16 protein-coding genes and 2 pseudogenes are annotated in these 26,068 nt (G+C 69.5%); 11 read left to right on the top strand and 7 right to left on the bottom strand.

Annotated elements, in window-relative coordinates; translation table 11 throughout:
• Window positions 1–82 precede the first annotated feature (82 nt).
• The 6 genes from ACWD6P_RS01220 to ACWD6P_RS01195 all read left to right on the top strand — a co-directional run bounded on the left by ACWD6P_RS01220 (window position 83) and on the right by ACWD6P_RS01195 (window position 10,606).
• The gene (locus ACWD6P_RS01220) at window positions 83–487 is read left to right on the top strand and encodes a hypothetical protein (protein WP_451441876.1); all 405 of its coding nucleotides are present in this window, start codon (window positions 83–85) and stop codon (window positions 485–487) included.
• A gap of 147 nt (window positions 488–634) precedes the next feature.
• On the top strand, window positions 635–1,132 hold the full coding sequence (locus ACWD6P_RS01215; protein ID WP_451441875.1) for a hypothetical protein: 498 nt from the start codon (window positions 635–637) through the stop codon (window positions 1,130–1,132).
• A 182-nt stretch (window positions 1,133–1,314) separates the two neighbouring features.
• Window positions 1,315–8,937, top strand: coding sequence for a toxin glutamine deamidase domain-containing protein (locus ACWD6P_RS01210; RefSeq protein ID WP_451441977.1), 7,623 nt, complete (start codon window positions 1,315–1,317; stop codon window positions 8,935–8,937).
• On the top strand, window positions 8,934–9,653 hold the full coding sequence (locus ACWD6P_RS01205) for a hypothetical protein (RefSeq protein WP_451441874.1): 720 nt from the start codon (window positions 8,934–8,936) through the stop codon (window positions 9,651–9,653). The genes ACWD6P_RS01210 and ACWD6P_RS01205 overlap by 4 nt, the downstream gene beginning before the upstream one ends.
• 174 nt (window positions 9,654–9,827) lie before the next feature.
• Entirely contained in the window at window positions 9,828–10,139 is a 312-nt protein-coding gene (locus ACWD6P_RS01200; protein ID WP_451441873.1) for a hypothetical protein, read from the top strand.
• Window positions 10,140–10,303: 164 nt separating this feature from the next.
• Entirely contained in the window at window positions 10,304–10,606 is a 303-nt protein-coding gene (locus ACWD6P_RS01195; RefSeq protein ID WP_451441872.1) for a hypothetical protein, read from the top strand.
• A gap of 15 nt (window positions 10,607–10,621) precedes the next feature.
• Here the strand turns inward: ACWD6P_RS01195 and aac(6') are convergent, their stop codons facing one another.
• Both aac(6') and ACWD6P_RS01185 read right to left on the bottom strand, forming a co-directional pair.
• Window positions 10,622–11,101 carry an aminoglycoside 6'-N-acetyltransferase gene (aac(6'), locus tag ACWD6P_RS01190; RefSeq protein WP_451441976.1) on the bottom strand — a complete coding sequence of 160 codons (480 nt, stop codon included), beginning with the start codon at window positions 11,099–11,101 and terminating at the stop codon, window positions 10,622–10,624.
• A gap of 6 nt (window positions 11,102–11,107) precedes the next feature.
• Window positions 11,108–11,620: pseudogene (locus tag ACWD6P_RS01185) on the bottom strand (hypothetical protein); the annotation flags it as partial.
• A gap of 462 nt (window positions 11,621–12,082) precedes the next feature.
• Here ACWD6P_RS01185 and ACWD6P_RS01180 point away from each other — a divergent pair.
• The 4 genes and pseudogenes from ACWD6P_RS01180 to ACWD6P_RS01165 all read left to right on the top strand — a co-directional run.
• Window positions 12,083–13,348 (top strand): ABC transporter substrate-binding protein, encoded by a 1,266-nt coding sequence (locus ACWD6P_RS01180; RefSeq protein WP_451441871.1) that lies wholly within the window; start codon window positions 12,083–12,085, stop codon window positions 13,346–13,348.
• Window positions 13,345–14,301 carry a carbohydrate ABC transporter permease gene (locus tag ACWD6P_RS01175; protein WP_451441870.1) on the top strand — a complete coding sequence of 319 codons (957 nt, stop codon included), beginning with the start codon at window positions 13,345–13,347 and terminating at the stop codon, window positions 14,299–14,301. Before ACWD6P_RS01180 ends, ACWD6P_RS01175 begins: the two co-directional genes overlap by 4 nt.
• A gap of 5 nt (window positions 14,302–14,306) precedes the next feature.
• A complete protein-coding gene (locus tag ACWD6P_RS01170) occupies window positions 14,307–15,143 on the top strand; it encodes a carbohydrate ABC transporter permease (RefSeq protein ID WP_451441869.1) in 837 nt (278 codons plus the stop codon).
• Window positions 15,144–15,204: 61 nt separating this feature from the next.
• Window positions 15,205–15,787: pseudogene (locus ACWD6P_RS01165) on the top strand (TauD/TfdA dioxygenase family protein); the annotation flags it as partial.
• Between the two features lie 90 nt (window positions 15,788–15,877).
• Here ACWD6P_RS01165 and ACWD6P_RS01160 read toward each other — a convergent pair.
• The 3 genes from ACWD6P_RS01160 to ACWD6P_RS01150 all read right to left on the bottom strand — a co-directional run bounded on the left by ACWD6P_RS01160 (window position 15,878) and on the right by ACWD6P_RS01150 (window position 22,453).
• Entirely contained in the window at window positions 15,878–16,714 is an 837-nt protein-coding gene (locus ACWD6P_RS01160) for an ArsR/SmtB family transcription factor (protein ID WP_451441868.1), read from the bottom strand.
• Window positions 16,715–17,550: 836 nt separating this feature from the next.
• Window positions 17,551–20,331 carry a pyruvate, phosphate dikinase gene (ppdK, locus tag ACWD6P_RS01155; protein ID WP_451441975.1) on the bottom strand — a complete coding sequence of 927 codons (2,781 nt, stop codon included), beginning with the start codon at window positions 20,329–20,331 and terminating at the stop codon, window positions 17,551–17,553.
• A gap of 700 nt (window positions 20,332–21,031) precedes the next feature.
• Complete coding sequence (locus ACWD6P_RS01150; RefSeq protein ID WP_451441974.1) at window positions 21,032–22,453, bottom strand: MFS transporter; 1,422 nt, start codon at window positions 22,451–22,453, stop codon at window positions 21,032–21,034.
• A 366-nt stretch (window positions 22,454–22,819) separates the two neighbouring features.
• Between ACWD6P_RS01150 and ACWD6P_RS01145 the strand changes: the two genes are divergently transcribed.
• The gene (locus ACWD6P_RS01145) at window positions 22,820–23,785 is read left to right on the top strand and encodes a helix-turn-helix transcriptional regulator (RefSeq protein WP_451441867.1); all 966 of its coding nucleotides are present in this window, start codon (window positions 22,820–22,822) and stop codon (window positions 23,783–23,785) included.
• A 41-nt stretch (window positions 23,786–23,826) separates the two neighbouring features.
• Here ACWD6P_RS01145 and ACWD6P_RS01140 read toward each other — a convergent pair whose 3' ends face one another.
• Together ACWD6P_RS01140 and dusB are read right to left on the bottom strand one after the other, a co-directional pair.
• Window positions 23,827–24,426, bottom strand: coding sequence for a MarR family winged helix-turn-helix transcriptional regulator (locus tag ACWD6P_RS01140; protein ID WP_451441866.1), 600 nt, complete (start codon window positions 24,424–24,426; stop codon window positions 23,827–23,829).
• Between the two features lie 431 nt (window positions 24,427–24,857).
• Window positions 24,858–25,985 (bottom strand): tRNA dihydrouridine synthase DusB, encoded by a 1,128-nt coding sequence (gene dusB, locus ACWD6P_RS01135; protein WP_451441865.1) that lies wholly within the window; start codon window positions 25,983–25,985, stop codon window positions 24,858–24,860.
• Between the last annotated feature and the right edge of the window lie 83 nt (window positions 25,986–26,068).

The following is a 26,068-nucleotide window of genomic DNA, read 5'->3' as shown; positions in this document are numbered from 1 at the left end:
CCGGAGGCGAACCATTCGAGCCACCACAGCGTGAGTTAAGTTGAACACCGCCGACTGAGACGAGCGCCAGGGAGACAGCAGCATGACCGAATCCGATCAGACGGGCAGCGCTCCCGGCCTGCCGCCCACGCCTCCCCCGGTTCCTCCGGTGCCTCCGGTGCCTCCGGTGCCTCCGCAGTCGGCGGACGCCGGACCGCAGCCCGTACCGACGAACGAGGCCGAGGCGCTGGAGATCGGCCGGCAGCACTTCGCCGAGGTCGGCTCACCCGGCGGCCCCGCCGGACTGTTCGTCCATGAGTTCGACCTCGGGTACCTGGTGTACGCCAGCTGGCCGGCCCCGGAGGACCCCACCGCCCCGCCGGCCGAGCCCGGGGGAAGCCAGGTCGCCATCAACAAGGCCAACGGCGATGTGACATTTCTGCCCAATTTCCCCCCGGAGGCGGCAGTGGAGCTCTACCACCGCTTCTACCGCCCGAGCGAGGCCTGAGCGCACGGGACTGCTCGCCGGGCGCGGCCTGGCGGGATCTGGTGGGATCTGGTGGGACCTGGTGGGACCTGGTGAGCTGTCAGTGCCGCCGGTTAAACTTTGGCTTGAATATCTCATTGGGTAACCATTACGAACGCGGGGGACGTTGTGGCTGGCGCTGGTGGGTTCCAGACCAATACGGAAGGCCTCAAGGCCGAGGGCACGAACTTCACCAAGCTCGGTGAGGACTTCTATTCGTCGGTGGCGCGGCTGATGGACGGCCTGAATGCGCTGGGTGCGGGACCGCCCAGCAAGGGCGAGGAGGGGCCGCCGCCGGAGAAGAAGTCGTTCGGCGAGCAGTTCATGAGCGGTCTGACGACGTTCGCCAGCAAGGCCGACGCCCCTCCGTGGGGGGACGACGAGATCGGCGAGAAGTTCGGCGTCGTCTACGAAGGCGTCCGCGACGGCATGTACGAGTCGATGGGCCACCTCTCCTCGAAGCTCCAGGAGATCGGCAAGGCGCTGACGTCGATGTCCAAGAACCACGCGGAGAACGAGGACTTCAACGACGCGCTGATCAAGCAGCACGTCGAGAACAAGCAGGCGTGGCAGGACCCGACGAAGGGCCAGGGTCAGTTCGTGACCACCAGACCCGCCAAGGTCTAGGCCGTATCCGGTCCTGATCCACCGGGCAGGACCGGATCCATCGGACGCCTTTCAGCGGCCACCCGGCCCGTTCCATCCTCTTGACCCGTTCCATCCTCTTGGCGTGGGCACCTTCTTACGGGCCCTGCTTTGTCGTACGCGAGAACGCATTCTTTTCACGGGGGAGTTCCACCTTGTCCATCATGCTGCCGGATCCTCTTGAGTGGGTCCTGGACATGCTCGGCTTCAACTGGCCGCATGCAGATGAAGACAAGCTGATGGAGTGCGCCCAGGTGTGGCGTACGTTCGCGGCGGAAGTCCAGGGTCACGCGGCCCAGGGCAACACGTATGCGAGCAATGTGCTCGGTGAGAACTCCGGCGACGGGATCGAGGGCTTCAACAAGGCCTGGGAGAAGTTCTCCGGCGGCTCCGGCTACTTCAACGACGCCGCGCAGGCGGCGGAGGTCATCGCCTTCACGCTGGAGGCGGCGGCCATGCTGGTCATCGGCATGAAGGTCGCGGTGATCGTGCAGCTGGCGATCCTGGCCGCCGAGATCATCGCCGCGCAGGCCGCGGCTCCCTTCACGCTCGGCCTGTCCGAAATCGGCGGTGCGGCCGCGACGCTGGCGACACGGGAGATGGTCCGCCGCATCCTGAAGGAGGTGGCCAAGCAGCTCCTGGACGCGATCATGCAGGCCGCCAAGGAGCCGGTCATCTCCGCGCTGGAGGCCATGGCCTCCGACCTCATAGCCCAGACCGTCAACCAGAACTTCGGCGCCCAGAAGGGCTACGACCTGGGGCGGACGGCCAAGGTGGGCAAGAAGGCCGCCGAGGACGCCGTCGACAACATGGGCGAGACCCTCGGCGAGGGCCTCCGCGACGGCGCGGGCAGCCGCGCGGGCCGACGCGCCCGCCAGGGCCTGGACTCCGCCGCCGGACACGGCAGCGACGGCGGGGACGGCGGCGGCTCCGGTGATGGCGGGGGGTCCAGCGGCTCGGGGAGCGGGTCTGGCTCGGGTTCGGGTTCGGGATCGGGTTCGGGATCGGGCAGTGGATCCGGGTCGGGTTCGGGGTCCGGGTCCGGCAGTGGGTCGGGGAGCGGATCCGACGGCGGTTCCGGCTCGGGATCCGGCTCGGGCTCTGGTTCTGGTTCCGACTCGGGGGCAGGCTCGGGGTCGGGCTCTGGTTCTGGTTCCGGTGGCTCGTCCGGCGACTCCAGTGGCAGCGGCAGTGGCAGTGGTGCGGGCGTGGGCAGCCGTGGCGGCTCCGACGGCGGCGGCTCCACCAGCCACACCCCCCGCGCCTCGGACAACACCGGCGCGGGTGGTGGCAGCAGTAACGGCAGCGACGGGGCGAACTCCGGCGGTACGGGCAGCAACCCGTCCTCCTCCCCCACCCCCTCCAACGACTCCGGCTCCACCCCTGACCGCAACGTCCCCGACGCCCAGCCCCTGCCGCCCCCGGACCAGCGCTCCCCCTTCGACGAGGGCTACCGCGGCGGCAACGACAGCCCCTACAGCACCCACCCCACCCCCGACTCCGGCAACACCCCTGACTCGGGCAACTCGCCCGACTCCGGCCGTACCCCTGACTCGGGTAACACTCCTGACTCCGGCCGTACCCCGGACGCCGACCCCATCAGCACCCAGCCCGCCCGGGACAACACCCCGGACTTCGCACGCCCGGATCGCCCGGATTCGGACCCGATCAGCACGCAGCCGGCCCCCGACACCACCCCGGACGCCGCCCGCCCCACCCCCACGCCGGACCCCGTCAGCACCCAGCCCGCCCCGGACTCCACCCCCCACGAGGGCGGCTCCCCGCGCGCTGACGCACCCCAGCCCGCACCGGCGCCCACGCCGACCCCGGACCCGGTAGCCGGCAACCCGCCCTCTTACAGCGACAACTCCCACGACGGCAACGGGAACGGCAACGGCGACAACTCCAACAGCGGCACCGGTGGTGGCCGCGCCTCCGTGCCGAACGTCGGCACACCGCCCCAGGGCGCCCCCGTCCAGCACTCGCCCTCGTCCGGTCAGCCCATCCAGCAGCGTGACCCCGCCCCGGGCAACCCCATGCCCACGATGGACGACCCCGACGACACCAGCGTCTCCACCCAGTCCGCAGGCACCGCAACCCTCCCCCCGCCCACCCAGCACACCGACCCCACGGCGGGCACCCCCAGCACCCCCTCCACGCCTCAGCAGGCACAGCCCAACAACCCCCAGGCCAACGGCCCGATGATGATGGGCGCCGTGCCACCCCAGGGCGGCAGCACCACACCCCCGAACGCCACCCCGCCCCGCAGCACCAACCCCACCAACACCACCCCCTCCCCGGGCACCAACCGCCGTCCGGACGGCTCCCAGGCCATCCGCGACGTCACCCAGCAACGCCAGCCCGAACGCCCCGCCTACAACCCCCGCCTCGACGGCCCCCGCCGCGACACCCCCACCGCTCCCCCCGGCAACAACCGCCGCCCCGACGGCTCCCAGATCATCCAGGACCACACCCAACAGCCGACCCCCGAGCGCCCCCCGCACAACCCCCGCCTCGACGGCCCCGCACGCAACGACGACTCCGGGCCCGACAACACCCGTCCGGACAACCGTCAGCAGCCCCAGCAGGACGGCTCGGCCCCACGTCCGGACAGCACCCGTCCGGATGCCACACGTCCCGACGGCACCCGCCCGGACGGCACCCGCCCGGACGGCACGCGGCCAGACGGCACCCGCCCGGACCCGACGCGCCCCGACGCCAACCGGCCCGACGGCGACCGTCCGGACACCACCCGTCCGGACGGCAACCGCCCCGACGGCAACCGCCCCGACGGCACCCGCCCGGACGGCACGCGGCCGGAAGGCACGCGGCCGGATGCGACGCGTCCCGACGCGACACGTCCCGACGGCACCCGGCCCGACGGCACGCGACCCGACGGCACGCGGCCGGATGCGACGCGTCCCGACGCGACACGTCCGGACGGCACCCGACCCGACGCGGCGCGCCCCGACGCATCACGTCCCGATGCATCACGTCCCGACGGCACTCCGCAGCCCGCGCCCACCCGCTCGGACCGTCCGCAGGCCGACGCCGCCACCCCCGCCCAGCCCCCGTCGCAGCCCGGCGCCCAGGCCCCCACACGCCCCGGTGCGCCTACGCCCAACACACCGAACCCGAACGTCCCCCACCAGTACCAGCAGCCGCAGCCGCAGCAGCCCGCGCCGCACCAGCAGCAGCCGACGCCGCAGCAAAACCAACCGCAGCCCACCCTCCAGAGCCACACCCCCACCCAGCAGCAGACACCCCAGCAGCAGACCCCGCAGCAACAGCCCCAGCAGCAGCAACCGGGTCCGTACGCCCAGCAGCCGCACCAGCAGCCGGCCCCCCACCAGCAGCCCGCGCCGCACCAGCAGAACCAGAACCCCAACCAGACCCAGCCCACCCCGCCCCAGCAGCAGCAAGCGCAGCACCAGGCACCGGTCGCACAGCCGCAGAACCTCCGCAGCCACAACGACGTACGGCTCGGCCTCAACGTCCAGCCCGGTGGCCTGTACTCGCCGTTCCCGCACGACCAGCAGGCACTGCTGAACAGCTTCCCGCGGAACCCGGACGGCACCCCGCGGGCGTTCAACGACCCGTTCCAGCCATGGGCCCGGCTCCAGAACGACGGCGGCCCCACCGTCTACGGCCGCTCCAACAACTGCGCCGACTGCACCCGCTCCTTCATGGAGTCCTGGTACGGCAACCCGCAGGTGTCCGCCCCACGCACCTTCGACCCGGACGGCAAGGGCGGCATCGACCGCGCCTCCGGCGAGAAGAACGGCACCGCCAACATCGAGCAGTACACCGGCGCCAAGTTCCGCAACTCCGGCCAGAACGCCAAGGACGGCTACGCCCAGATCGCCGACGACCTCCGCAAGGCCGGCCCGGGTGCGGCGGCCGCGGTACTGGTCACCTGGCCCAACGGCGGCGCCCACGTCTTCAACGCGGTCAACCACAACGGCAAGGTCGTCTGGGTCGACAGCCAGACCGGCACGATCAGCGATCAGCCCATCAACACCCAGGCGAAGAACGTCTGGCACCTCGTCACCGACGCGAACCGCCAGCCTTTCGACCCCAGCGCCCCCCAGAACCAACAGCAGCCCCAGGCCCAGCAGTCCCAGACACAGCAGGCGCAACAGCACGCCCAGTCTCAGCAACAGGCACAGGCCCAGCAGGCCCAACAGCAGCAGGCTCAGGCACAGCAACAGGCCCAGGCCCAGGCCCAGCAGCAAGCCCAGCAGGCCCAGGCGCAACAGCAGGCACAAGCGCAGGCTCAGGCTCAGCAGGCACAAGCGCAGGCGCAGGCTCAGCAGGCCCAGGCACAAGCTCAGGCACAGGCACAGGCACAGGCACAGCAGCAGGCCCAGGCACAGGCCCACGCCCAGCAGCAGGCGCAAGCCCAGGCACATGCACAGCAGCAGGCCCAGGCACAGCAAGCCCAGGCTCAGGCCCAGCAGGCACAGGCACAGCAGCACGCCCAGCAGCCAAACCCCTACCAGCAGCCGCACCAGCAGCAGCCTGGCCCGTACCAGCAGCAGCCGCAGCAGCAGGCCCCGCAGCACCAACAGCCCAACCCGTACGCACAGCAACACCAGCAGAACCCCTACCAGCAGCAGCCGCACACCCAGCAGCCACAGCAACAGCAGCCCGGCCCATACGCACAGCAGCAGGCCCCGCACACCCAGCAGCCACACCAGCAGCAGCCCGGGCCGTACCAACAGCAGCAGAACCCGTATGCCCAGCAGCAGCCCCACCAACAGCAGCAGCCTGGGCCGTACCAACAGCAGCAGCCGCACCAGCAGCAGCCCGGCCCGTACGCACAACCCCACCAGCAGCAGCCCGGCCCGTACCAGCAGCAGCCGCAGCAGCAGGCCCCGCAGCACCAACAGCCCAACCCGTACGCACAGCAACACCAGCAGAACCCCTACCAGCAGCAGCCGCACACCCAGCAGCCACAGCAACAGCAACAGCAACCTGGCCCGTACCAACAGCAGCAGCCGAGCCCGTACGCGCAACAGCCCCACCAGCAGAGCCCGTACGTCCAGCCGCAGCACCAGCAAAGCCCCTACACTCCGCAGCCGCACCAGCAGCAGCCCGGGCCGTACCAACAGCAGCCGGCTCCGCACGTCCAGCAGCCGCAGCAGCAGCCCAACCCGTACGCCCAGCCGCAACAGCAGAGCCCCGTTCAACAGCAACCGAACCCCTACGCCCAGCAGGCGCCTCAGCCCCAGCAGACGCCAAAGATCCAGCAGGCGCCTCAGCCCCAACAGGCCCAGCAGACGCCGAAGACCCAGCAGGCCCAGCAACAAAACCCGCACACCCAGCAGCCGCACCAGCAGCAGCAACAGCAGCCTGCGCCGCACCAGCAGCAGACCCCGCATGCCCAGCCGCAGCCGCAGCCGCAGCCGCAGCCGCAACAGGCACAGCAGCAGCCGAAGCAGCAACAGCAGCAGGCACAGCAGCAGCCCCAGCCGACGCAGCAGCCTGGGCCCCAGCAGCAGCCTCACCAACAGCAGCAGGACGCCCAGCCCCAGCCCCAGCCCCACCAGCAACAACAGCAGCAGCCACAACAGCAACAGCCGGGAGAGGAGCAGCCGCCCTCCGCGGAGGAGAATGCGGAAAGCCCGCAAAAGGAGCAGTCACCCCCCAACGAGCACAGCTCCATCCGGGCCGACCTCGATCAGGACACCGGCGGTCTCCTGCCGCCCAATCCCAGCGACCAGCAGGCGCTGGAGAACGCGTTCCCGACCAATTCCGACGGCACGCCGCAGCGATTCGCCGACCCCTTCGGTTCCTGGGCCCAGCTTCAGAACGACGGGGGCAACACGGTTCCCGGGCGCAGCAACAACTGTGCCGACTGCTCCCGTTCGTTCCTTGAGAGCTGGTACGGAAACCCCCAGGTCTCCGCACCGCGCACGCCCGACACCGACGCCAACGGAAACCCGGACACCTGGTCTCCCGAGGACAAGGCAAACGAGAACCAGATCCGCTGGAGCGGCGCCACTCACAGCTACGCCGGGCGAGGCGACGACCCCGACACCGCTGCCCGCATCGCACAAGACCTCCAGAAGGCCGGCCACGGAGCGGCAGCCATCGTCCAGGTCGACTGGCCCAACAACGGCGGCGGCCACGCCTTCAACGCGGTCAACCACAACGGCAAGATCATTTGGATCGACACCCAGACCGGGCAGGTCAGCACCGACCCCATCCACATTCCCCAGGCAGAGCATGTCTGGCACATCCCCCTCGACGCCAACCGCCAGCCGCTGCACGCCGATCACGTCGTAGCCAAGCCCGGCGACGAGTCTGAAACCAAGCAGACCGAGCCGAAGCAGGACACCACCCCCACCGAAAAAACCGAGACCAACACCAACACCGACACCGACACCGAATCCAAAACGGACAACACCTCCGCCGAACACGCAGAGGCGAAGCCCGACGATTCACCAACCGAGCAGACGGAACCCAAGCCCGAGCCCGAGCCCGACAACACCCCCACCGAGCAGGCCGATTCCAAGCCCGAGGACTCCCCCGCTCCGCACACCGACACCCCCACCGACGACTCACCCAACAACGCCGACGACACCCCGACGGACGAGTCGCCCAGCAAAACCGACGACACCTCAACGGACGAGTCGTCAAACGACGCCGACGGCACCCCAACCGACGACTCGCCGAACAAAACCGACGACTCGGCACCCGACCACGGCACAGCCCAGCACGTGGACTCGCCCGTCGATCAGCAGCAGTCCCACACCACCCCGGGCGATCAGGAAAGCGCACCCAAGAACCACGGCACGGGGATTTCGCAACACCTCGCCAATGCGCTCGCTAACGACCCCAACCCCCTGATCTACGCCAAGCCCACCCCCGAAACGCCGGACGTATCCCACGGCCAGTCCACCACCCAGGTCCCGCAGCAGCACGACGCAGCAGAACCGCACAACGGCCAACCGCACACCAGCCACCCGACCCAGAATGCCGAGGACAACTCCCACACGGCGCATCAGCCCGCCGACCAGGACACCTCGCAGGCACCACACCACGACGGGGACGAGCACCCTGCGCCCGAGGAGCCGGGCGCCACTCCGGAAGAAACACCCGAAGAGCGGTCGAGTATTGCCGAACGCCGCAGTCAGGCCGAGGACATACTCGGGCCCACAGCTTCGAGGGTCCTTGATCTGGATGCCTGGCTGGACTTTCACAGCAAAAAGGCCAACACGGAGTTTGCGCAAACCCTCAACGAAATGCGTGAGGCGAGGAGGCTTCTCGAGGAGAATCCCGAGCACGTCCTCCACACCGCCCTGGAGCTGAACGCACCCCTATCCGAGAATAACGAGGCACTCGCAGAATTCGACCTTGGCCTCTCCGAGCCCAACGGCCCGATCATGCACCGCGTAGAGGTCACCACCGTCGAAAGGGAGATCGAGAAGCCCAGCGACATCAGGAATGCCGTTGCGCACGGATTCGACAAGATCAACAAGCGAGAAGCGCACGGACACCCGCTTCCGCGACCTCGCGATGTCAGCATTTACCTCAAGGTGAAGGCCGAGATAAAGGTCAAGAAGGGCCTCACCACCGAGAGGAGCCCTGACGGAAGCGTAAAGCTCAGCCGACCCGACGGCACCGTAATCAAGGAAAGGAACCTATTCGACGACATCCTCGAAAATTTGAATAAGACGCCCGACGCCAGTAAACTGGACCGCATCATTTGCTCGGATCCAGATATGGGTGTGCTTGCCGAATACATTCATAACGGTACTTCATGGGAGCGACTGCGATGACGGACGCCAGATTGCTTGACTTCCCAGGGGCGTCCATCCGCCTGGTGAAGGACGTGGAAGACCTGCCCTTGGATCATGCCCACTTGGCCAGGGTGGCAATTTCCGCAGCCTTCGAGATGTCGCACAGCCTGTGCATCCCCCTCTCGATGGAGGTCGCGACGGCTTACTGGGAGAACGAGTTCGATCTGCCAGTCGACACTCTCACCCCCTCGCGAGAGTTTGGGATGCTGCGACGCGAGCCGCTCCCGGAGAGGGTGACTGCGGAGCCGCGCCTGCAGAACGAGCAAGTGGTCACGACTGATGAAATCAGCGAGAACAACGCTATCGAATTCATCGATGACTATCTCACGGCGGCCGCAGACGACACGAGCGGGCTACCCATTGGCTGGCAGGAAATTCAATTCAACGCGACAATGGCGTGCCTACCCGAAGGGTACCCGTACCCCCAGAAAGATCCTCAAGTAATCCAACTTGAGGTCACAAAGGGGTTCGTTAATCACCCCGTGGTTTTCCACGGCGATGCAGCCTGGGTTTACGGTCCCATGGGGGCTTCAGTCGTCCATGCGCCCTTCGAGTATCGATTCCACAGAAATCCCGGTGAAATCGTATTCGATTTCTCCACCTATTGGTCCGTCTGGGCGCCCGGTGGCCCTGGCCGACCGGCAATCCAGAAGGGAATCGAAGCCCTTCGGGAGAATGGGTGGGAAGTAGAGTAATCTGCAATCCAGCCCGAATCATTCGGGCGACTGCGAGCATCTGCGGCCGACAAAGGCAATATGCTATGGCATTCATGATGTGAGCACCCCGGACCACAGGAAGCCAGAAAGTCGCGAGTCGCGAGTCGCGAACGGCTTCACTCGCCACCGTCAGACAATGAGAGCGGCAACTCCATGTCCCAGGAAAGCCCCATCAGCCCTTCGACTCCCGAAGAAGCCCTTGCCATCGTCCGCAGCCGCTACGCCCAGCCCAAGCTGACGGACGGTTCCCCGGCGCCCATGCACGTCGAAGAATTCGACATCGGCTACCTCGTGTACGCCACCTTCCCCCGCACCACGGACTCATCCGGCCAGCCTCAGCCCACCCCACCCGGCGGCGCGAAGATCATCGTGGCCAAGGACACCGGCGAAACGGTCACCGTCCCCAACCTGCCCACCGAATCGGCCATCGCCCTCTACCGCAAGCAGCGCCAGGCAGACTCATAACGGGAACCACGACTCTGCGAGACAGCGGTGGTGCGGGGGGGGCTGGCGGCTGGCCAGCCCCTCCCCGTAGCTAGGCTTCCTCGTCGCCAGCCCTCCTCGTTGCTAGCCCTCCTCGTTGCTAGCCCCCTCTTCGCCAGCCCTCCTCGTTGCCGAAGGAGAAAGACGTGCCGGAGATCGATCCGCCGCGAGCCGAGAACCAGGGGCCGGCAACCGTCGAGGAAGCGCTGGAGATTGCCGGCACCAGCTTCAAGCCGCGCTGTCACGATGGCACCCCGGCGTCCGTACACGTCGAAGAGTTCGATATCGGCTATCTCGTCTACGCCACGTTTCCGCCCACCGAGCCCCGGTCGTTCGGCGGCAGTCACCTCATCATCTCCAAAGTCGACGGGGCCCTGACCTTCGTTCCCAACTTCCCCCCGAAGTCGGCGATCGCCCTCTACCGCAAGCGCCACCACCCCAGCACTTGACGCTCTCAGATCAGCTCAGATCAGCTCATCCGCGAGCAGATCCATCAGCAGCGCGTCCGCCCAGCCGCCCCTCCGGTAGTCGCGCCCGTAAGCGCGCATGGTCCCGACTGGCTTGAAACCGACCTTGCGGTAGCTGCGGATCGCGGCGGTGTTGGCGGCGGCCGGGTCGATGGTCAGTCGGTGATGGCCGCGCTCGTGGATCAGCCAGCGGGCCAGTGTGCGTACGGCGTCCGTGCCGAGGCCCCGGCCGTGCATGTCGGCCGTGAGGAAGATGTCGATGCTTGCGTGGCGGTATTCGGGGTCGGTCTCCTCGTCGTACTGGATCGCCCCGATGACCTCGCCGTCGAGGACGATGGCGAGCATGTCGTCGTAGTCGTCCGGCTCCGACCACCAGGCCGCGACCGCCGGTTCGCGGACGATCCGGTCGAGGACGGAGGTGTCGGCGTCCGTCGTCGGACGGAGGAGGACCGAGGTGCCGCGTAGCGGGACGGGGATGCTGCCGACCCACCCGGTGGCCGCCAGTACGTCGGCGGCGATGTCCGGGACGGTCCGGCCGTCGGTGGCCACTCGTATCGTGTCCGCGGAGGCCCGCTCGTCCAGGAGCCGGGCCTTGTAAGCGCTGCTCTTCAGCTCGTGTTCCAGTTCTGAGCCGAGTTCGCGGGCGGTCAGGCGGTCGGCGGTGCTGGCGTCGGAGGCGGTGAGGAGGACCCGCACGATGCGTGTGTCCTCCCCTATGGCGCGCTGGAACATCGTCGTGTTCTCGGGCAGGACGCTCACGGTGTTCGTGTAGATCAGGCGCCGGTAGCCGAGTTGGGCGTAGTGGGACCAGATCGCCGTTAGGTTGCGTTCGGTGATCTGGGAGCGGTGCGGGTCGCCTTCCGGGGCGGGGTGTACCTGGCCCATGAAGTCGCCTTCGATGACGGCGTGGGGGACGGAGGCGGTCCGCAGCAGGGCCGAGACCTCCCAGCCGACCGTCGTTTTGCCCACGCCGGCCCGGCCTCCGATGAGCAGCAGTTCTGCAGGGGCAGGGGCGTCGGCAGCGGCGGGGGCAGGGGCGGGGGCCGAAGCAGGGGCTGGTGTCGACATGTGGGTCATGGGAGCAGGGTGACAGGAGGGATCTGCTGACGCGATCGGATTGCCGGGGTCGGGGCGAGCGGCGCAGGCACATGCACGGTGAGCGCTGCATGCACGGTGAGCGCTGCAGGCTCGGCGAGCGCGGCATGAGTGGTTCGCGCGGCATGCGTGGTTCGCGGGCGCGGATGGGCATAGATCGCGCGTGGAGCTGGTTCGTAGTGATGCAACGAGAGGCAATGCGGGCTTCATGGCCGTACGGCAGAGTGGCCTGGCGGTCCGCACCGTGCGGTGATCGACGATCAGCGGCAGGCAGGCAGCCAGGTAGGCAGGAAGACAGGCAGTCGGGCCGCAACCGGTAGACAGCAGCAGGCGGCAGTGACGAGCGGCAGGGGGCGATGCGCCATGGCGGGGATCGACAGGCGGCGGGTGCTGGCGGCCGGCGGCGGGGTGGCCCTGACCGCGGCATGGGCGACGGCCTGCGGGTCCAACACGGGCCGTGGGAGCGGTGGTTCGGGGTCGGGGATCAGTCAGTGGTACCACCAGTACGGGGAGCCGGGGACCGAGCAGGCCGTGAAGCGGTATGCCGCGGCGTACAAGAAGGCGAAGGTGTCGGTGCAGTGGCGGCCGGGGGACTATGACCGGCAGACCGCGGCCGCCCTGCTGACCGACTCGGGTCCCGATGTGTTCGAGGTCAACGGGCCGTTGCTGGATCAGATCCAGGGCGGGCAGGTGGTCGATCTGACCGCCGAGGTCGAGCCCGTGAAGGACGATTTCCACCAGGCCGTGCTCGCTCCGAAGATCTGGCAGGACAAGATCTGGGGCATCCCCCAGGTCATCGACATGCAGCTGCTCTACTACCGCAGGAGCGCGCTGAAGGATGCCGGTGTGGAGCCGCCGCGGACGCTCGACGAGCTGGTGGACGCGGCGAAGAAGCTCAGCAGTAAGGACGGCAGGACCAAGGGGTTGTTCCTGGGGAACGACGGCGGGGCGGGGGTGCTCGGCGGGACCCCGCTGTTCGCCGCCGGGATGAGTCTGATCAGCGAGGACGGGAAGGTCGGGTTCGACGATCCGGCCGCGGCCCGGGTGCTGGCGAAGATACGGCAGCTGTACGCGGACAAGTCGCTGCTGCTGGGTGCGCCTACGGACTGGTCCGATCCGGCCGCGTTCATCCAGGGGCTGACCGCGATGCAGTGGTCGGGGCTGTGGGCGCTGCCGCAGATCAAGAAGGCGCTGGGGGACGACTTCGGGGTGCTGCCGTTCCCGAAGGACGGGAGCGGGGGCAAGCCGTCCGTCCCTGTGGGGGCGTACGGTTCCGCGGTCAGTGCGCGCAGCGGGCGCAAGGCGGAGGCCAAGGCCTTCGCCAAGTGGCTGTGGGTGGAACGGACCGACTTCCAGCGGGACTTCGCGCTGTCGTACGGGTTCCACATCCCGGCCCGGATCTCGTTGGCGAAGAAGGCCGAGGAGCTGCGGGAGGGGGCGGCCGCGGACGCGGTGCGGTACGCGACGGAGTACGGATACGCCGAGCCGTTGCTGTGGACGTCGGCGGACCGTACGGCCTATCAGGACGCGCTGAGCCGGATCATCAAGGACGGCGCCAACCCGGAGAGCGAGCTGAAGAGCGTGGTGCGGAAGGTCAACGCCGAGCTTCAGCGGGTCAAGAAGAAATGACGGAGGTGACCGGAGGGGCAGCGCCGGCGTGGGGCGAGCGGCTGCTCGGGCCGCAGCGGCGGAGTCTGTGGTTCTGGGTGTTCGTCGGGCCGTTCGCGGCCGGGCTGGCGCTGTTCACCTACGTCCCGCTGGTGTGGAGCGTCTACCTCAGCTTCTTCGACGCGCACAACACGGTCAGTCCGGCCGGCTCGGACTTCGTCGGGCTGGGCAACTACGGCGCGATGCTGAGCGATCCGGCGTTCCTCGGCAGCCTGGGGACGTTCCTGCTGTTCACCGTCTTCATCGTGCCCGCCACCTACGCGCTCTCGCTCGCACTGGCGCTGATGGTCAACCGGCTGCGGGTGGCCCAGGCGTTCTTCCGGTCGGTGTTCTTCCTGCCGACCGCCTGCTCCTATGTCGTCGCGGCGGTGATCTGGAAGCTGTCGATCTTCAACGGGGTGCGGTTCGGGCTGGCCAACACCGTCCTGGGGTGGTTCGGCGCGGACCAGACGGCCTGGCTGTCGACCACCGACCCGCCCTGGTACTGGCTGGTCATCGTGACCGTACGGCTGTGGCTGCAGGCCGGGTTCTACATGATCCTGTTCCTGGCGGGGCTGCAGCGGATCTCGCCGCAGCTGTACGAGGCGGCCGCGGTGGACGGGGCGCGGCCCGGCTGGCAGACGTTCCGGCACATCACCTTTCCGCAGCTGCGCGCCACATCCGTGGCGGTGGTGCTGCTGCTGGTGATCAATGCGTTCCAGGCCTTCGACGAGTTCTACAACCTGCTGAGCGATGCGCGCGGCTATCCGCCGTACGCCCGGCCGCCGCTGGTCTACCTCTACTACACGGCGCTGGGCCGGGATCAGAACCTCGGGCTGGGGAGTGCGGGTGCGGTGATCCTGGCGCTGATCATCGCGCTGGCGACGGTCGTGCAGGCCCGCTGGTTCGGCCTCGGCCGCAAGGGAGAGGACTGATCGGGATGGACGAGGGGCTGACGCGGGTGGGGCGGGCGCTGCGGGTGGTGCTGCTGATCTCGCTGGCACTGCTGTTTCTGGTGCCGTTCTATCTGCTGGTGCGCAACGGGCTGGCGACCGAGCGGGACATCACCGCACCGGACTGGACGTTCTTCCCGCACGATCTGCAGTGGTCGAATCTGACCGAGGTCTTCCGGGACCCGGCCCTCCCCTTGGGGCGGGCGCTGCTCAACTCCACGCTGATCGCGGTGTCGACGACGATCGGCACGGTCCTGCTGGCCTCGCTCGCGGGGTACGGCCTGGCCCGGATTCCGTACCGGCACTCCTCTGTCGTCTTCTACGCGATCCTGGGGACGCTGATGGTGCCGGCGGCCGTGACGTTCGTGCCGAGCTTTGTGCTGGTGTCGTCGCTGGGATGGATCTCGACGCTGCGGGGGCTGGTGATCCCGACGCTGTTCAGCGCCTTCGCCTGCTTCGTCTTCCGGCAGTACTTTCTGGGCTTTCCCAAGGAACTGGAGGATGCGGCGCGGGTCGACGGGCTCGGCTACTGGCGGACGTACTGGCGCATCGTCGTCCCCAACACCCGGCCGGTGTTCGCCGCCGTCGGCACGATCGTCTTCATCGGGGCCTGGAACGCGTTCCTGTGGCCGCTGGTGATCGGGCAGGACCAGGAGGCCTGGACGGTGCAGGTGGCGCTGTCCACGTTCACCACCGCGCAGAACCTCAATCTGCACGAACTGTTCGTGGCGGCGGCCGTGTCGATCGTCCCCCTGGTCCTCGTCTTCCTGCTGCTCCAGCGGTACATCGTGGCGGGGGTGGAGCGCAGCGGGATCGATGACTGACGCACCGATTCGCCGCCCCGCACCAGTTCGCCGCCCCGCACCGATTCGCCGCCCCGCACCGATTCGACCGACTCCCCGCTGCCGCCCATGCACCCCCACCGGATCCCCACGGGATCCCCGCCGGATCCCCGCCGACGGGCCGTACGAAGGGGCCGCGTATCCTGCGTCGTACGCCCGACGGCTGGGAGCACCGGCCGTACGAGGCTGAAGTGGAAGGTGTTGTTCTGTCGTTCTTCCACGGGCAACATCTCAGCTCCGCCGCGCAGCGCGAATTCGCCCTCAATTGGGGAGAGTTGGCGACCAATCCGCTCCTCGCCCAGGGTGATTCGAAGCGCGTGGCGCGGTTCGGCAAGGCGGTCGGCGGGGTTGCCGCGTTCGAGAACGTATGGCATGCCGATGCCACCTTCCGGGAACGGCCGGCGCTCGGGGCGGTGTTGCCGCTGCGCGAGGTCCCACCCGCGGGCGGAGACACGCTGCGGGCCGATATGGCCACGGCATACGACAATTTGCCTTCGGAAATCAGGGCGCGGATCGATGGGGCCCGCGCGGTACACGACTATCTCCCGGGCTCCGCGCGCTTCCGCTCTCCGGATCAACTGGCCCTATTCCAGGGGGAGTTCCCGCCCGTCGAGCGCTCGGTGGTGCTCTGGTCCGGGGCACGACCGGCCGGCGGCCCCGGCACCCGCCGCGCCGGCCACCCGTACACCCCGGACCTCCGCTCACGCCGGCCGCTCCTAGGCCGCTCCCGCCCCCTCCGCCGGTCGCGCCCCACGCAGCAGGGCCGCGCCCAGCGGGGTGAGGGTGTGCAGCACCGCGTTGCCCTGCCGCAGCGTGGTCAGCAGGCCGGCGTCGCGCAGTACGGTCGCGTGCTGGCTGGCGGAGGCCAGCGAGACATCGGCGCGGCGGGCGAGTTCGCTGGTGGTGCAGCCGACGCCGATGCCCTGGAGGATCGCGGAACGGGTCTGGCCGACGAGCCGCCCGAGGGAACGTTCCTGCGCCACGTTCGGCGTGAGGCGGGGCACCTGGTGCTCCACGGGATAGACCAGGACCGGCGTCAGATCCGGGTTGTGGAAGGTGACCGGGGTGCGCCGGCAGAAGTACGACGGCAGCAGGAGCAGGCCCCGGCCGTTCAGATGGAGCTCGCGGTCCACCGGGTAGTCGGCCTCCAGCACCGGTGGGCGCCAGCGCATCATCGGCGGCAGTGAGGCCAGCAGACGGTCCGCGCCGCCGTCGAGGAGGGCCCGGCCGCGGGTGGCGCGGTCGGCCTCTATGCGGCCCTGGACGCGCGCCCAGTACGGGGCGACGGCCGCCTCGTAGTAGCGCTGCAGGATGCCGGCGAGACGGCCCAGGGCGCGGGTCTCGCCGTCGGCCATCGCCCGTATCCACGAGGGCAGCGGGCGGGTCGCGGTCGAGAGCCGGCCGAGCTCGTCGTGCAGCCGGGCGGCCGGCGTCTCGCGCAGCGCGGCGAGTGCGTCGCCCATCCCGAGGAGCCCTTCGGCGGGCGTCAGGAAATCGGGAAAATAGCCGCGCGTGGGCACCAGGGGCGCCAGCAGACGCGCTTCGCCATTCAACCTTCCACGCGTTTCCGATCGCCATTTGCCGAACGCCGAATCGTCGCGCCTGTCGCGCAGTCGATGAAAGCTTAAGACGGTCTCCCACAGTGCGTCCGGGCGTGCCGCAATGCGCACACGGGCCAGATCGAGTCCACTGAAATGGACGCGTAACACCGAACCCCCACCCCTGTTTCCTCAGTCGGCCCCCGGCACGCCTGAGTATGCACGCCGACACGCGCGGTCACCATGCCCTTTTGGCCAGACTTGAAAAGGGTCGCGCCACCAGGCAGCCGACAGGAATGCTGTACTCAATTCAACGGCGGCGCGACCGGCCCGGATTGCTCGATCCCGTGGGGGGTGATGGGCAAACAACCGGCCGCTCGGCAGCCCCGCTGAAGGCCGCCTTCCCGCGCCGACCGGGATGGCGGCAGCTCCCGAGGGGGGAGTCCGGAGAAAGCGAGGGCGGCACCTCCGCACAGGTGCCGCCCCCGCCCCGGAACCCCGTCCGGGGCCCGCGCGCAGTAGTCCCCTCGGTGGACCCGCAGCGGCCCGGAAGCAGACGTTCTCCGTACCCCGAACACCGCCCCGCTGCGTAGGCCCCGGCACGTCGTGCCCGGGCTCGGCCTCCAACGTCCGGGGCGCGCACCACGCCGGGCGCATCTGCTGATCCACGACGAAGCACGAACCGACGAACACGAACCGAGGGCGGCACCTCCGCACAAGGTGCCGCCCTCGTTGGGTTCCGGAGCCGGCGAGTGGGCGGATGAGGGTCGGTGTGCCCGGCCGCAGCTCCGGTGGTCTTCCTCCGGGTCCGCACGGCGCGCTCGGCGCCCGCGGGGACCCGGAGGGGTGGTTCAGCGGCTGTCGCTGCCCTTCGACTCGGCCGCCGCGCGGCCCGCCTCCAGCCGTGCGACCGGGATGCGGAACGGGGAGCAGGAGACGTAGTCCAGGCCCACCTCGTGGAAGAAGTGGACGGACTCCGGGTCGCCGCCGTGCTCGCCGCACACACCGAGCTTGAGGTCCGGGCGGGTGGCCCGGCCGGCCGCTGCGGCGTTGCGGACCAGCGAGCCCACGCCGTCCTTGTCGATGGTCTCGAACGGGCTGACGCCGAAGATGCCCTTCTCCAGGTACGCGGTGAAGAAGCTGGCCTCGACGTCGTCGCGGGAGAAGCCCCAGACCGTCTGCGTGAGGTCGTTCGTACCGAAGGAGAAGAAGTCGGCGGACTCGGCGATCTGACCGGCCGTGAGGGCGGCGCGGGGCAGCTCGATCATCGTGCCGAGGGTGAGCTTGAGGCTGACGCCGTGGGTCTTCTCGACCTCGGCGATGACCTGCTCGGCCTCCTCGCGGACGATCTCCAGCTCCTGGACGGTGCCGACGAGCGGGATCATGATCTCGGCGCGCGGGTCGCCCTTGGCGTTCTTGCGCTCGGCGGCCGCCTCGGCGATGGCCCGTACCTGCATCGCGAACAGGCCGGGGATGACCAGGCCGAGGCGTACGCCGCGCAGACCCAGCATCGGGTTCTGCTCGTGCAGCTTGTGCACGGCCTGCAGCAGCCGCAGGTCGTTCTCGTTGGCGTCCTTGCGGGCCTCGGCGAGCGCGACCCGTACGGACAGCTCGGTGATGTCAGGCAGGAACTCGTGCAGCGGCGGGTCCAGCAGCCGTACGGTCACCGGCAGGCCGTCCATCGACTCGAACAGCTCGATGAAGTCGGCCTTCTGCAGCGGCAGCAGCTCGGCGAGCGCGGCCTCCCGGTCGGCGTCGGTGTCGGCCAGGATCAGGTGCTCGACCATCTCGCGGCGCTCACCGAGGAACATGTGCTCGGTGCGGCACAGGCCGATGCCCTGGGCGCCGAACCGGCGGGCGCGGGCGGCGTCCTCGGCGTTGTCGGCGTTGGCCCGGACGCGCAGCCGGCGGACCCGGTCCGCGTACGCCATGATCCGGTGGACGGCCTTGACCAGCTCGTCCGCGTCGTCGGCGCCGGCGTGCATCCGGCCCTCGAAGTACTCCACGACCGGGGACGGCACGACCGGCACCTCGCCGGCGTAGACCTTGCCGGTGGAGCCGTCGATGGAGACGACGTCGCCCTCCTCGATGACGGTGCCGTCGCTGGTCGTCATCCGGCGGGACTTGGTGTCGACCTCCAGCTCCTCGGCGCCGCAGACACAGGTCTTGCCCATGCCGCGGGCGACGACGGCGGCGTGCGAGGTCTTGCCGCCGCGCGAGGTGAGGATGCCCTCGGCGGCGATCATGCCGTTGAGGTCGTCGGGGTTGGTCTCGCGGCGGATCAGGATGACCTTCTCGCCGGAGCGCGACCACTTGACGGCGGTGTACGAGTCGAAGACCGCCTTGCCGACCGCCGCGCCCGGAGAGGCGGCGATACCGCGGCCGATCATCTCGGACTTCGCGCCGAGGTCGAAGCGGGGGAACATCAGCTGGGCGAGCTGCGCGCCGCTGACCCGCTGGAGGGCCTCGGCCTCGTCGATCAGGCCCTGGTCGACGAGCTGGGTGGCGATCCGGAAGGCGGCACCGGCGGTGCGCTTGCCGACCCGGGTCTGCAGCATCCACAGCTTGCCGCGCTCGATGGTGAACTCGATGTCGCACAGGTCCTTGTAGTGCGTTTCGAGCGTCTCCATGATCTGCATCAGCTGGTCGTACGACGCCTTGTCGATCTGCTCCAGGTCCGCGAGCGGGACCGTGTTGCGGATACCGGCGACGACGTCCTCGCCCTGCGCGTTCTGCAGGTAGTCGCCGTAGACGCCCTGGTGGCCGCTGGCGGGGTCGCGGGTGAAGGCGACGCCGGTGCCGGAGTCGGGGCCGAGGTTGCCGAAGACCATGGAGCAGACGTTGACGGCCGTGCCGAGGTCGCCGGGGATGCGCTCCTGGCGGCGGTAGAGCTTGGCGCGGTCGGTGTTCCACGAGTCGAAGACCGCGCGGACGGCGAGGTCCATCTGCTCGCGCGGGTCCTGCGGGAAGTCGCGGCCGGTCTCCTTGGCGACGATGTCCTTGAAGTGCGCGACCAGGCCCTGGAGGTCCTCGGCGTCCAGGTCGACGTCGACGCGGACGCCCTTGGCCTGCTTGGCCTCTTCAAGGGCGTCCTCGAAGAGCTCGCCGTCGACGCCCAGCACGGTCTTGCCGAACATCTGGATGAGGCGGCGGTAGGAGTCCCACGCGAACCGCTCGTCGCCGGCCTGCGCGGCGAGGCCGGAAACCGACGCATCGGAGAGGCCGATGTTGAGGACGGTGTCCATCATGCCGGGCATGGAGAACTTCGCCCCGGAACGCACCGATACGAGCAGCGGGTCGTCGGCCTGGCCGAGCTTCTTGCCCATCTTCTGCTCAAGGGCGTCGAGGTGCTCGGAGACCTCGGCACGCAGTGCCGCGGGCTCGGTGCCGCTCTCCAGGTAGACCTTGCAGGCCTCGGTGGTGATCGTGAAGCCCGGAGGGACCGGAAGCCCCAGGTTGGTCATCTCGGCGAGGTTCGCGCCCTTGCCACCTAGGAGGTCCTTGAGGTCCTTGTTGCCCTCGGTGAAGTCGTAGACGAACTTCGCGGAAGAAGGCTGGGTTACGTGGGGATCTTGTGTTTCCGGCACGGCACTGACTCCTCGCCGACGGGCTGCCCTGACGGCGAGGAACATACCCAGATCGAAGGCGTATGGGTACGTCCACTTGGTCGACATACGCGTGTAACCAGGCGTCCGCCAGCAGATCGAAAGTGATCATGCATTTGGCAGACCCTTCATTACCTGAATGCATCACTCCGCTGCGCAATCGGGTGACGCACTTTCACTACACAGAGCAATCAAGAAGTTGATCTATCGAACACATGCGGCGTGGCACCGGGTGCCACCATTGGAGAGGTGGAGCCCGGCGCACATCGCTCATCTGAGCGCGCTGCCTATCAGGGGTGGCGAGAATCACGCGCTCATGTGTGCTGGGGTCCCATCATTTGGACCCGCTTCCCGCTACGTGATCAAGGAGCGCGTCGACCAGAAAGCGCGCCCGCGCGCGTACGACCGGCAGGCAGATCTGCGCGCAATTCGGCCACCCGCCGGTCCGGGCCGGCGCCGAGCCAGCGCCGAGCCGGGCCGTGATCGCGCCCCGGCCCTGGTCGAACCAGGCCCGCAGCCGCGTTCAGGCCATAGTTCCCGGCCGGCGGGAAGACCGACTCGACGTCCGGGGTTCGTATACCGCTCGGCCGGCACCACGAGCATCTCGTCGAGTCCACGAGCATCTCGTCGAGTCACCGCCCCGCCCGGCCGGCCGGCCACTCGCCTGCGGGGCCGGCGGTGGACGGCAGTGGACGGCAGTGGACGGCAGTGGACGGCTCATGTGAGCTCACCCTTCGTCGCCCCCGGCACGGGTCTTCGCCGCGAGGGATGTCCCGGTGCGCGCACGGGCCCGGGACCGGAGCAGCGGGACCAGCGCCAGCGCGCCGAGCAGGGCGCCGGCCGCGACGGGCAGCCCGGTGGCGTACAGGGCTTCGGCGGACGCGGCGGGGGTGCGGGCGGCCGCGGGGGCGTCGGCGAGGGACAGGAAGATGCTGCCGTACGCCGCGACACCGACCACCTGGGCGATCTGCGGCACGGTGGTGAGCACCCCGCTGGCGTCGGCGGCATCGGCTGGGGCGATGGTGGACAGGGCGAGGGTCAGCAGCGGGCTGGTGGTGTAGCCCAGACCGAGACCCCAGACGAGCTGGAGCACCAGAAGGACGGGACCGCCCTGGCCGCCGGCGCGCAGGGCGAGGCCGATGCCGAGGTAGCCGGCCGCGGCGAGGACGCAGGCGGCGGCGATCATGCGCAGATGCCAGCGGGCGGGCAGCCGCTGCCAGGTGAGGCTGCCGGCGGCCACGCCGAGCGCCAGCGGCGCGAAGGTCAGACCGGCGCGGACCGCGGACTCGCCGAGCCCCGACTGCAGATGCTGGGAGAAGGAGAAGAGGAACCCGGCGTAACCGGCCATGCTGAAGAACAACGCGCCCGCACCACACACCAGGTCCCGCGACCTCAGCACCCGCCCGGGCACCAGCGGCGCGCCGCCACGCCGGGCGACCGCCCGCTCGACGCCTGCGAACAGCGCGAACGCCGGGGCCGCCGCGATCAGGCAGACCGCCGTCCACCGCGGCCAGTGCTGCTCATGCCCCAGGACCAGCGGTACGACCAGCAGCAGCAGCGTGGCGGTCAGGGTGACCAGACCGGGCAGGTCCAGTCCCTTGGGCGACCGGGACGTCTGACGGGGCAGCAGCCGTACCGCCGTGGCCAGCAGCGCCAGCCCGACCGGCACATTGATCAGGAAGACCGGGCGCCAGCCGGTGCCGAACAGGTCCGCGCTGACCAGCAGTCCGCCGGCGACCTGGCCGACCACCACGGCGACCGCGATCACCGTCGCGTACAGGCTCAACGCCCGTGCCCTGGCGCGCCCTTCGAACGTCAGCTGAATCAGGCTGTAGATCTGCGGAACCATCAGCCCCGCACCGAGCCCCTGCACCACACGGGCGCCGATCAGCACCCCGGCTCCCGGCGCCAGCCCGCAGCCGAACGAGGCCAGGGTGAAGAGGGCGAGGCCGGCCAGAAAGACGGTGCGGAACCCGTGCCGGGCGCCGAGCCGGGCACCGGTGATCAACAGCGCGGCATAGGAGATCGTATAGCCGGAGACGATCAACTGGAGTGCGGAGCCGGTGGTATGGAGATCGGTGCGCATGGTCGGGGCCGCGACATTGACGACGGTCGCGTCCAGCAACGCCATGAATACCGCGCCGAGGATGACGAGGAGAATCCCGTTGGGGTGCGGCCGGTTTCCCCTCCGGCGGGGGCGGGTGGCCGGCGCCTGCCGTATCGCGCGGAATTCCGGGCCCTGCGCGGAGGTATGCGTATGCGGGCCGGTTTCACCGATATCAGGGGCAATTACGGAAGCAGCAGGGTCGGTTACGGGAACACCCCGGGAAGATACGGGGACATGCGAGGAATCCGCGGGGACATGTGGGGAATCCGCGAGGATATCCGCGGTATGGGTGGTCGGATCGTTCACAACAGCGATGATCACGAACCTCGTATTCGGGTACCAGAGATCCAGTGATCCTGGTACCGGCGGTATCTGGCACGGCGTGACGGCTTCCCGCATGATGGTGCGGTGTCAGCGACAACCACCCGTTCCGCAACCGCCGCGGCCGCCCGGCGCGGTGAACTCGCCGCGTTTCTGCGGCTCCGCCGGGAGCGCATCGCGCCCGGGGACGTGGGCCTGCCCGGCGGGCCGCGGCGGCGCACCCCGGGGCTGCGCCGCGAGGAGGTCGCCCACCGCGCCGGCGTCGGCGTGGCCTGGTACACCTGGCTGGAGCAGGGTCGGGCGATCAACCCGAGCGTGCAGGTGCTCGACGCCATCGCCCGTGCGCTGCTGCTCGACCCGGCGGAGCGCGCCCATCTGCACCGGCTCGCCGACGTGCCCGGCGCCGCCGGCTGCCCCCCGGCCCGGCAGCCGCTACCGCCCGAGGCGCAGACCATGCAGACCATTCTGGATTCGCTGAGCCCCTTGCCCGCAGGTGTGGTCTCCGCCGGATATGACGTACTGGCTTTCAATGACGCGTACGCGGCGCTCGACCCGCGGATGGTGCTGCTTCCGCCGTCGGACCGCAATGTGCTGTGGCGGCTTTTCACCGCGGACGAGGAGAGTCAGCCGCTGGTCGACTGGGAGCGTGAAGTCTCCTTCATGGTCGGGCAGTTGCGGGCCGAATTCGGTCGGCGGCTGAACGATCCGCGCTGGCGCGCGTACATCCGGAAACTCTCCGCGGCCAGCCCGCTCTTCGCGGAATTGTGGGCCCGTCATGAAATCTCGGCACCGGCCACCCACCGCAAGGAATTCCGGACCGTCGACGGCCGCACCGTCACGATCACCGCCACCGGATTCACGACGACCGCCGTCGCCGACGCCAAGATGTGGGTCTACACCCCCGCCGACGAGAATGCCGTCCGGGTGATCGGTGAACTGCTCGACCGCTACCGGGACATCGGCGCGGCGGGGCTGGTGGGGCAGGGCTCGGGCCTGTCCGACGGCGGGGCTAGTGGGGACGGGCTCGGGCCTGGCCGACGGGTCGGGCCCTAGGCCGGGTGAATCGGGCCCTAGGCCGGGTGGATCGGGAGAGCCTAGGCCGGGTGGATCGGGAGAGCCCCGACCCGCTTAGCCCGCCGTCCGCTCCGCCGCGGCCGCGGGTCATGACCGTCCAGCAGCTCCAGTCGCCGCTCCGCGCCGCGGGTCTCGACCTGCGCCACGATGCGGCGGAGTAGATCGGCCAGGTCCAGCGCCTCGTCGTCGCTCAACCCCTCGGTGACGAAGGCCTCTTCGGCGTTGAACTCGGGGAAGAGCCGGGCCATCAGCCGCTCGCCCTCGGGCGTGAGGGCGAGCAGGGCGAGCCGGCCGTCGTCCGGGTGCGCCTTGCGCTCCAGCAGGCCACGGCCCTGCAGGGTGCGGGCGACGCCGGTGAGCGTGCCCTTGGAGATGCCTGCCTCCTCGGCGACCCGGCGGGTCTCCCGCTCGCCCCGGATCCACACCACCCACAGCACGACGAACGAGGTCCAGGTCAGCTCGGCGCCGCGCAGCACGGAGTTCTCGAAGTGCTGGCGGACGGCGGCCGCGGCACGGTAGATGCTCGCCACCGCGGCCATCTGCTCGTAGCGGACGGGGGCGTCACCGAGCTTGGCCCGGACCGCCTTCTCGGCGTCCCCGATGAAACCCTCTGCACTCACCACAGCCTCTCCTCAGCCTCGTCCTCGGAGCCCGTTCCGCGAGGCCCGTCCGGGGTCTGCCGGTGGCCCGCCGGGTCCCGCACACGGCCGTACGAGCCGCCGCACCCGCACCCCGTACGGACTCAAACGGTATCGCGGTGCCGGCGGTTCGGCCCGCTTCCGTGGACCGACACGCCCAGGCGTCGGCGCAACGGGTGGCCGCTCGATGTCAGACCGGGCGGCTGCCCGATCACAGGCGGCACGTCGCACCGCGCGCCGTCGCGGCGTCGGGGTCTCCTCGTCCTCGCTCCCGCCGGGCCCGGTTCGTGTTGGACCTCAACAAGGGTGCAGCGCAGAGCAGTTGGGCGCCTCATCGCCAGGGTGGAGACACCGGCGTCCGGCTCCGCCATACGGGGGAGGCCAGGGGGAGGCCGGGGGAGGCCGGATCGGTGTCAGCCGCCCGACGTGTCCAGCTCGGCGTCCGCGTCGACGCCGGTGCAGTCGTAGGGGTCGTCCAGCCAGCCGTCCGGCAGGACGACGCGGTTACGGCCCGATGTGCGGCCGCGCGGGCCGTCCGCGCCCGCCGGCCACGGCTGATCGAGGTCCAGCTCCTGGAGCAGCGCGTCCAGCTCGTCGAGCGAGGAGGTGACCGCGAGAGAGCGGCGCATCTCGGAGCCGATCGAGAAGCCCTTGGTGTACCAGGCGACATGCTTACGGAAGTCGATCACACCGCGCGCCTCGTCACCGAGCCACTCGCCGAGCAGGGTGGCGTGCCGCAGCATCACGGTCGCGACCTCCTTGAGCGTCGGCTGGGCATAGGTGCCCGTGCCTTCGAAGGCGGCCACCAGGTCGCCGAACAGCCACGGCCGGCCCAGGCAGCCGCGCCCCACGACCACGCCGTCGCAGCCGGTCTCCCGCATCATCCGCCGGGCGTCGTCGGCCGACCAGATGTCGCCGTTGCCGAGCACCGGGATCTCGGGGACATGCTCCTTGAGGCGCGCGATGGCGTCCCAGTCGGCGGTGCCGCCGTAGTGCTGGGAGGCGGTCCGCCCGTGCAGGGCGATCGCCGTGACGCCCTCCTCGGCCGCGATCCGCCCCGCGTCCAGGTAGGTGATGTGGTCGTCGTCGATGCCCTTGCGCATCTTCATGGTCACCGGGAGCGCGCCCGCGTTCGCCACCGCCTCGCGCAGAATGGAACGCAGCAGGTTGCGCTTGTACGGCAGCGCCGAGCCGCCGCCCTTACGGGTGACCTTCGGGACCGGGCAGCCGAAGTTGAGGTCGATGTGATCGGCGAGGTCCTCCTCGGCGATCATGCGGGCGGCCTTGCCGACGGTGTCCGGGTCGACGCCGTACAGCTGGATCGAGCGCGGCTGCTCGGTCTCGTCGAAGTGGATCAGCTGCATGGTCTTCTCGTTGCGCTCGACCAGCGCCCGCGTCGTGATCATCTCGCTGACGAACAGGCCCTTGCCGCCGGAGAACTCCCGGCACAGCGTCCGGAACGGGGCGTTGGTGATCCCGGCCATCGGCGCGAGGACCACGGGCGGCTGCACCGCGTGCGGGCCGATCTGCAGCAGAGTCATGGCGGGGGTACCTTCGGCTTTCTTCGGCTTCCGTTGGCGGGGCGGACGGGCCGCGGCCGTACGGGTGCCGGCCGCTGCGACCT

The organism is Streptomyces sp. NPDC002446, from assembly GCF_053595675.1.
The sequence above is the reverse complement of the archived record's forward strand: the minus strand, read 5'-3'. Positions and strand labels throughout refer to the sequence as shown.

Bases quoted from the DNA above. Each gene is read 5' to 3' on its own strand.
- ACWD6P_RS01220 (WP_451441876.1), top strand. From the start codon at position 83: ATGACCGAATCCGATCAGACGGGCAGCGCTCCCGGCCTGCCGCCCACG.
- ACWD6P_RS01210 (WP_451441977.1), top strand. From the start codon at position 1,315: ATGCTGCCGGATCCTCTTGAGTGGGTCCTGGACATGCTCGGCTTCAAC.
- ACWD6P_RS01205 (WP_451441874.1), top strand. From the start codon at position 8,934: ATGACGGACGCCAGATTGCTTGACTTCCCAGGGGCGTCCATCCGCCTG.
- ACWD6P_RS01200 (WP_451441873.1), top strand. From the start codon at position 9,828: ATGTCCCAGGAAAGCCCCATCAGCCCTTCGACTCCCGAAGAAGCCCTT.
- ACWD6P_RS01180 (WP_451441871.1), top strand. From the start codon at position 12,083: ATGGCGGGGATCGACAGGCGGCGGGTGCTGGCGGCCGGCGGCGGGGTG.
- ACWD6P_RS01175 (WP_451441870.1), top strand. From the start codon at position 13,345: ATGACGGAGGTGACCGGAGGGGCAGCGCCGGCGTGGGGCGAGCGGCTG.
- ACWD6P_RS01170 (WP_451441869.1), top strand. From the start codon at position 14,307: ATGGACGAGGGGCTGACGCGGGTGGGGCGGGCGCTGCGGGTGGTGCTG.
- ppdK (WP_451441975.1), bottom strand. From the start codon at position 20,331: ATGTTCCTCGCCGTCAGGGCAGCCCGTCGGCGAGGAGTCAGTGCCGTG.
- dusB (WP_451441865.1), bottom strand. From the start codon at position 25,985: ATGACTCTGCTGCAGATCGGCCCGCACGCGGTGCAGCCGCCCGTGGTC.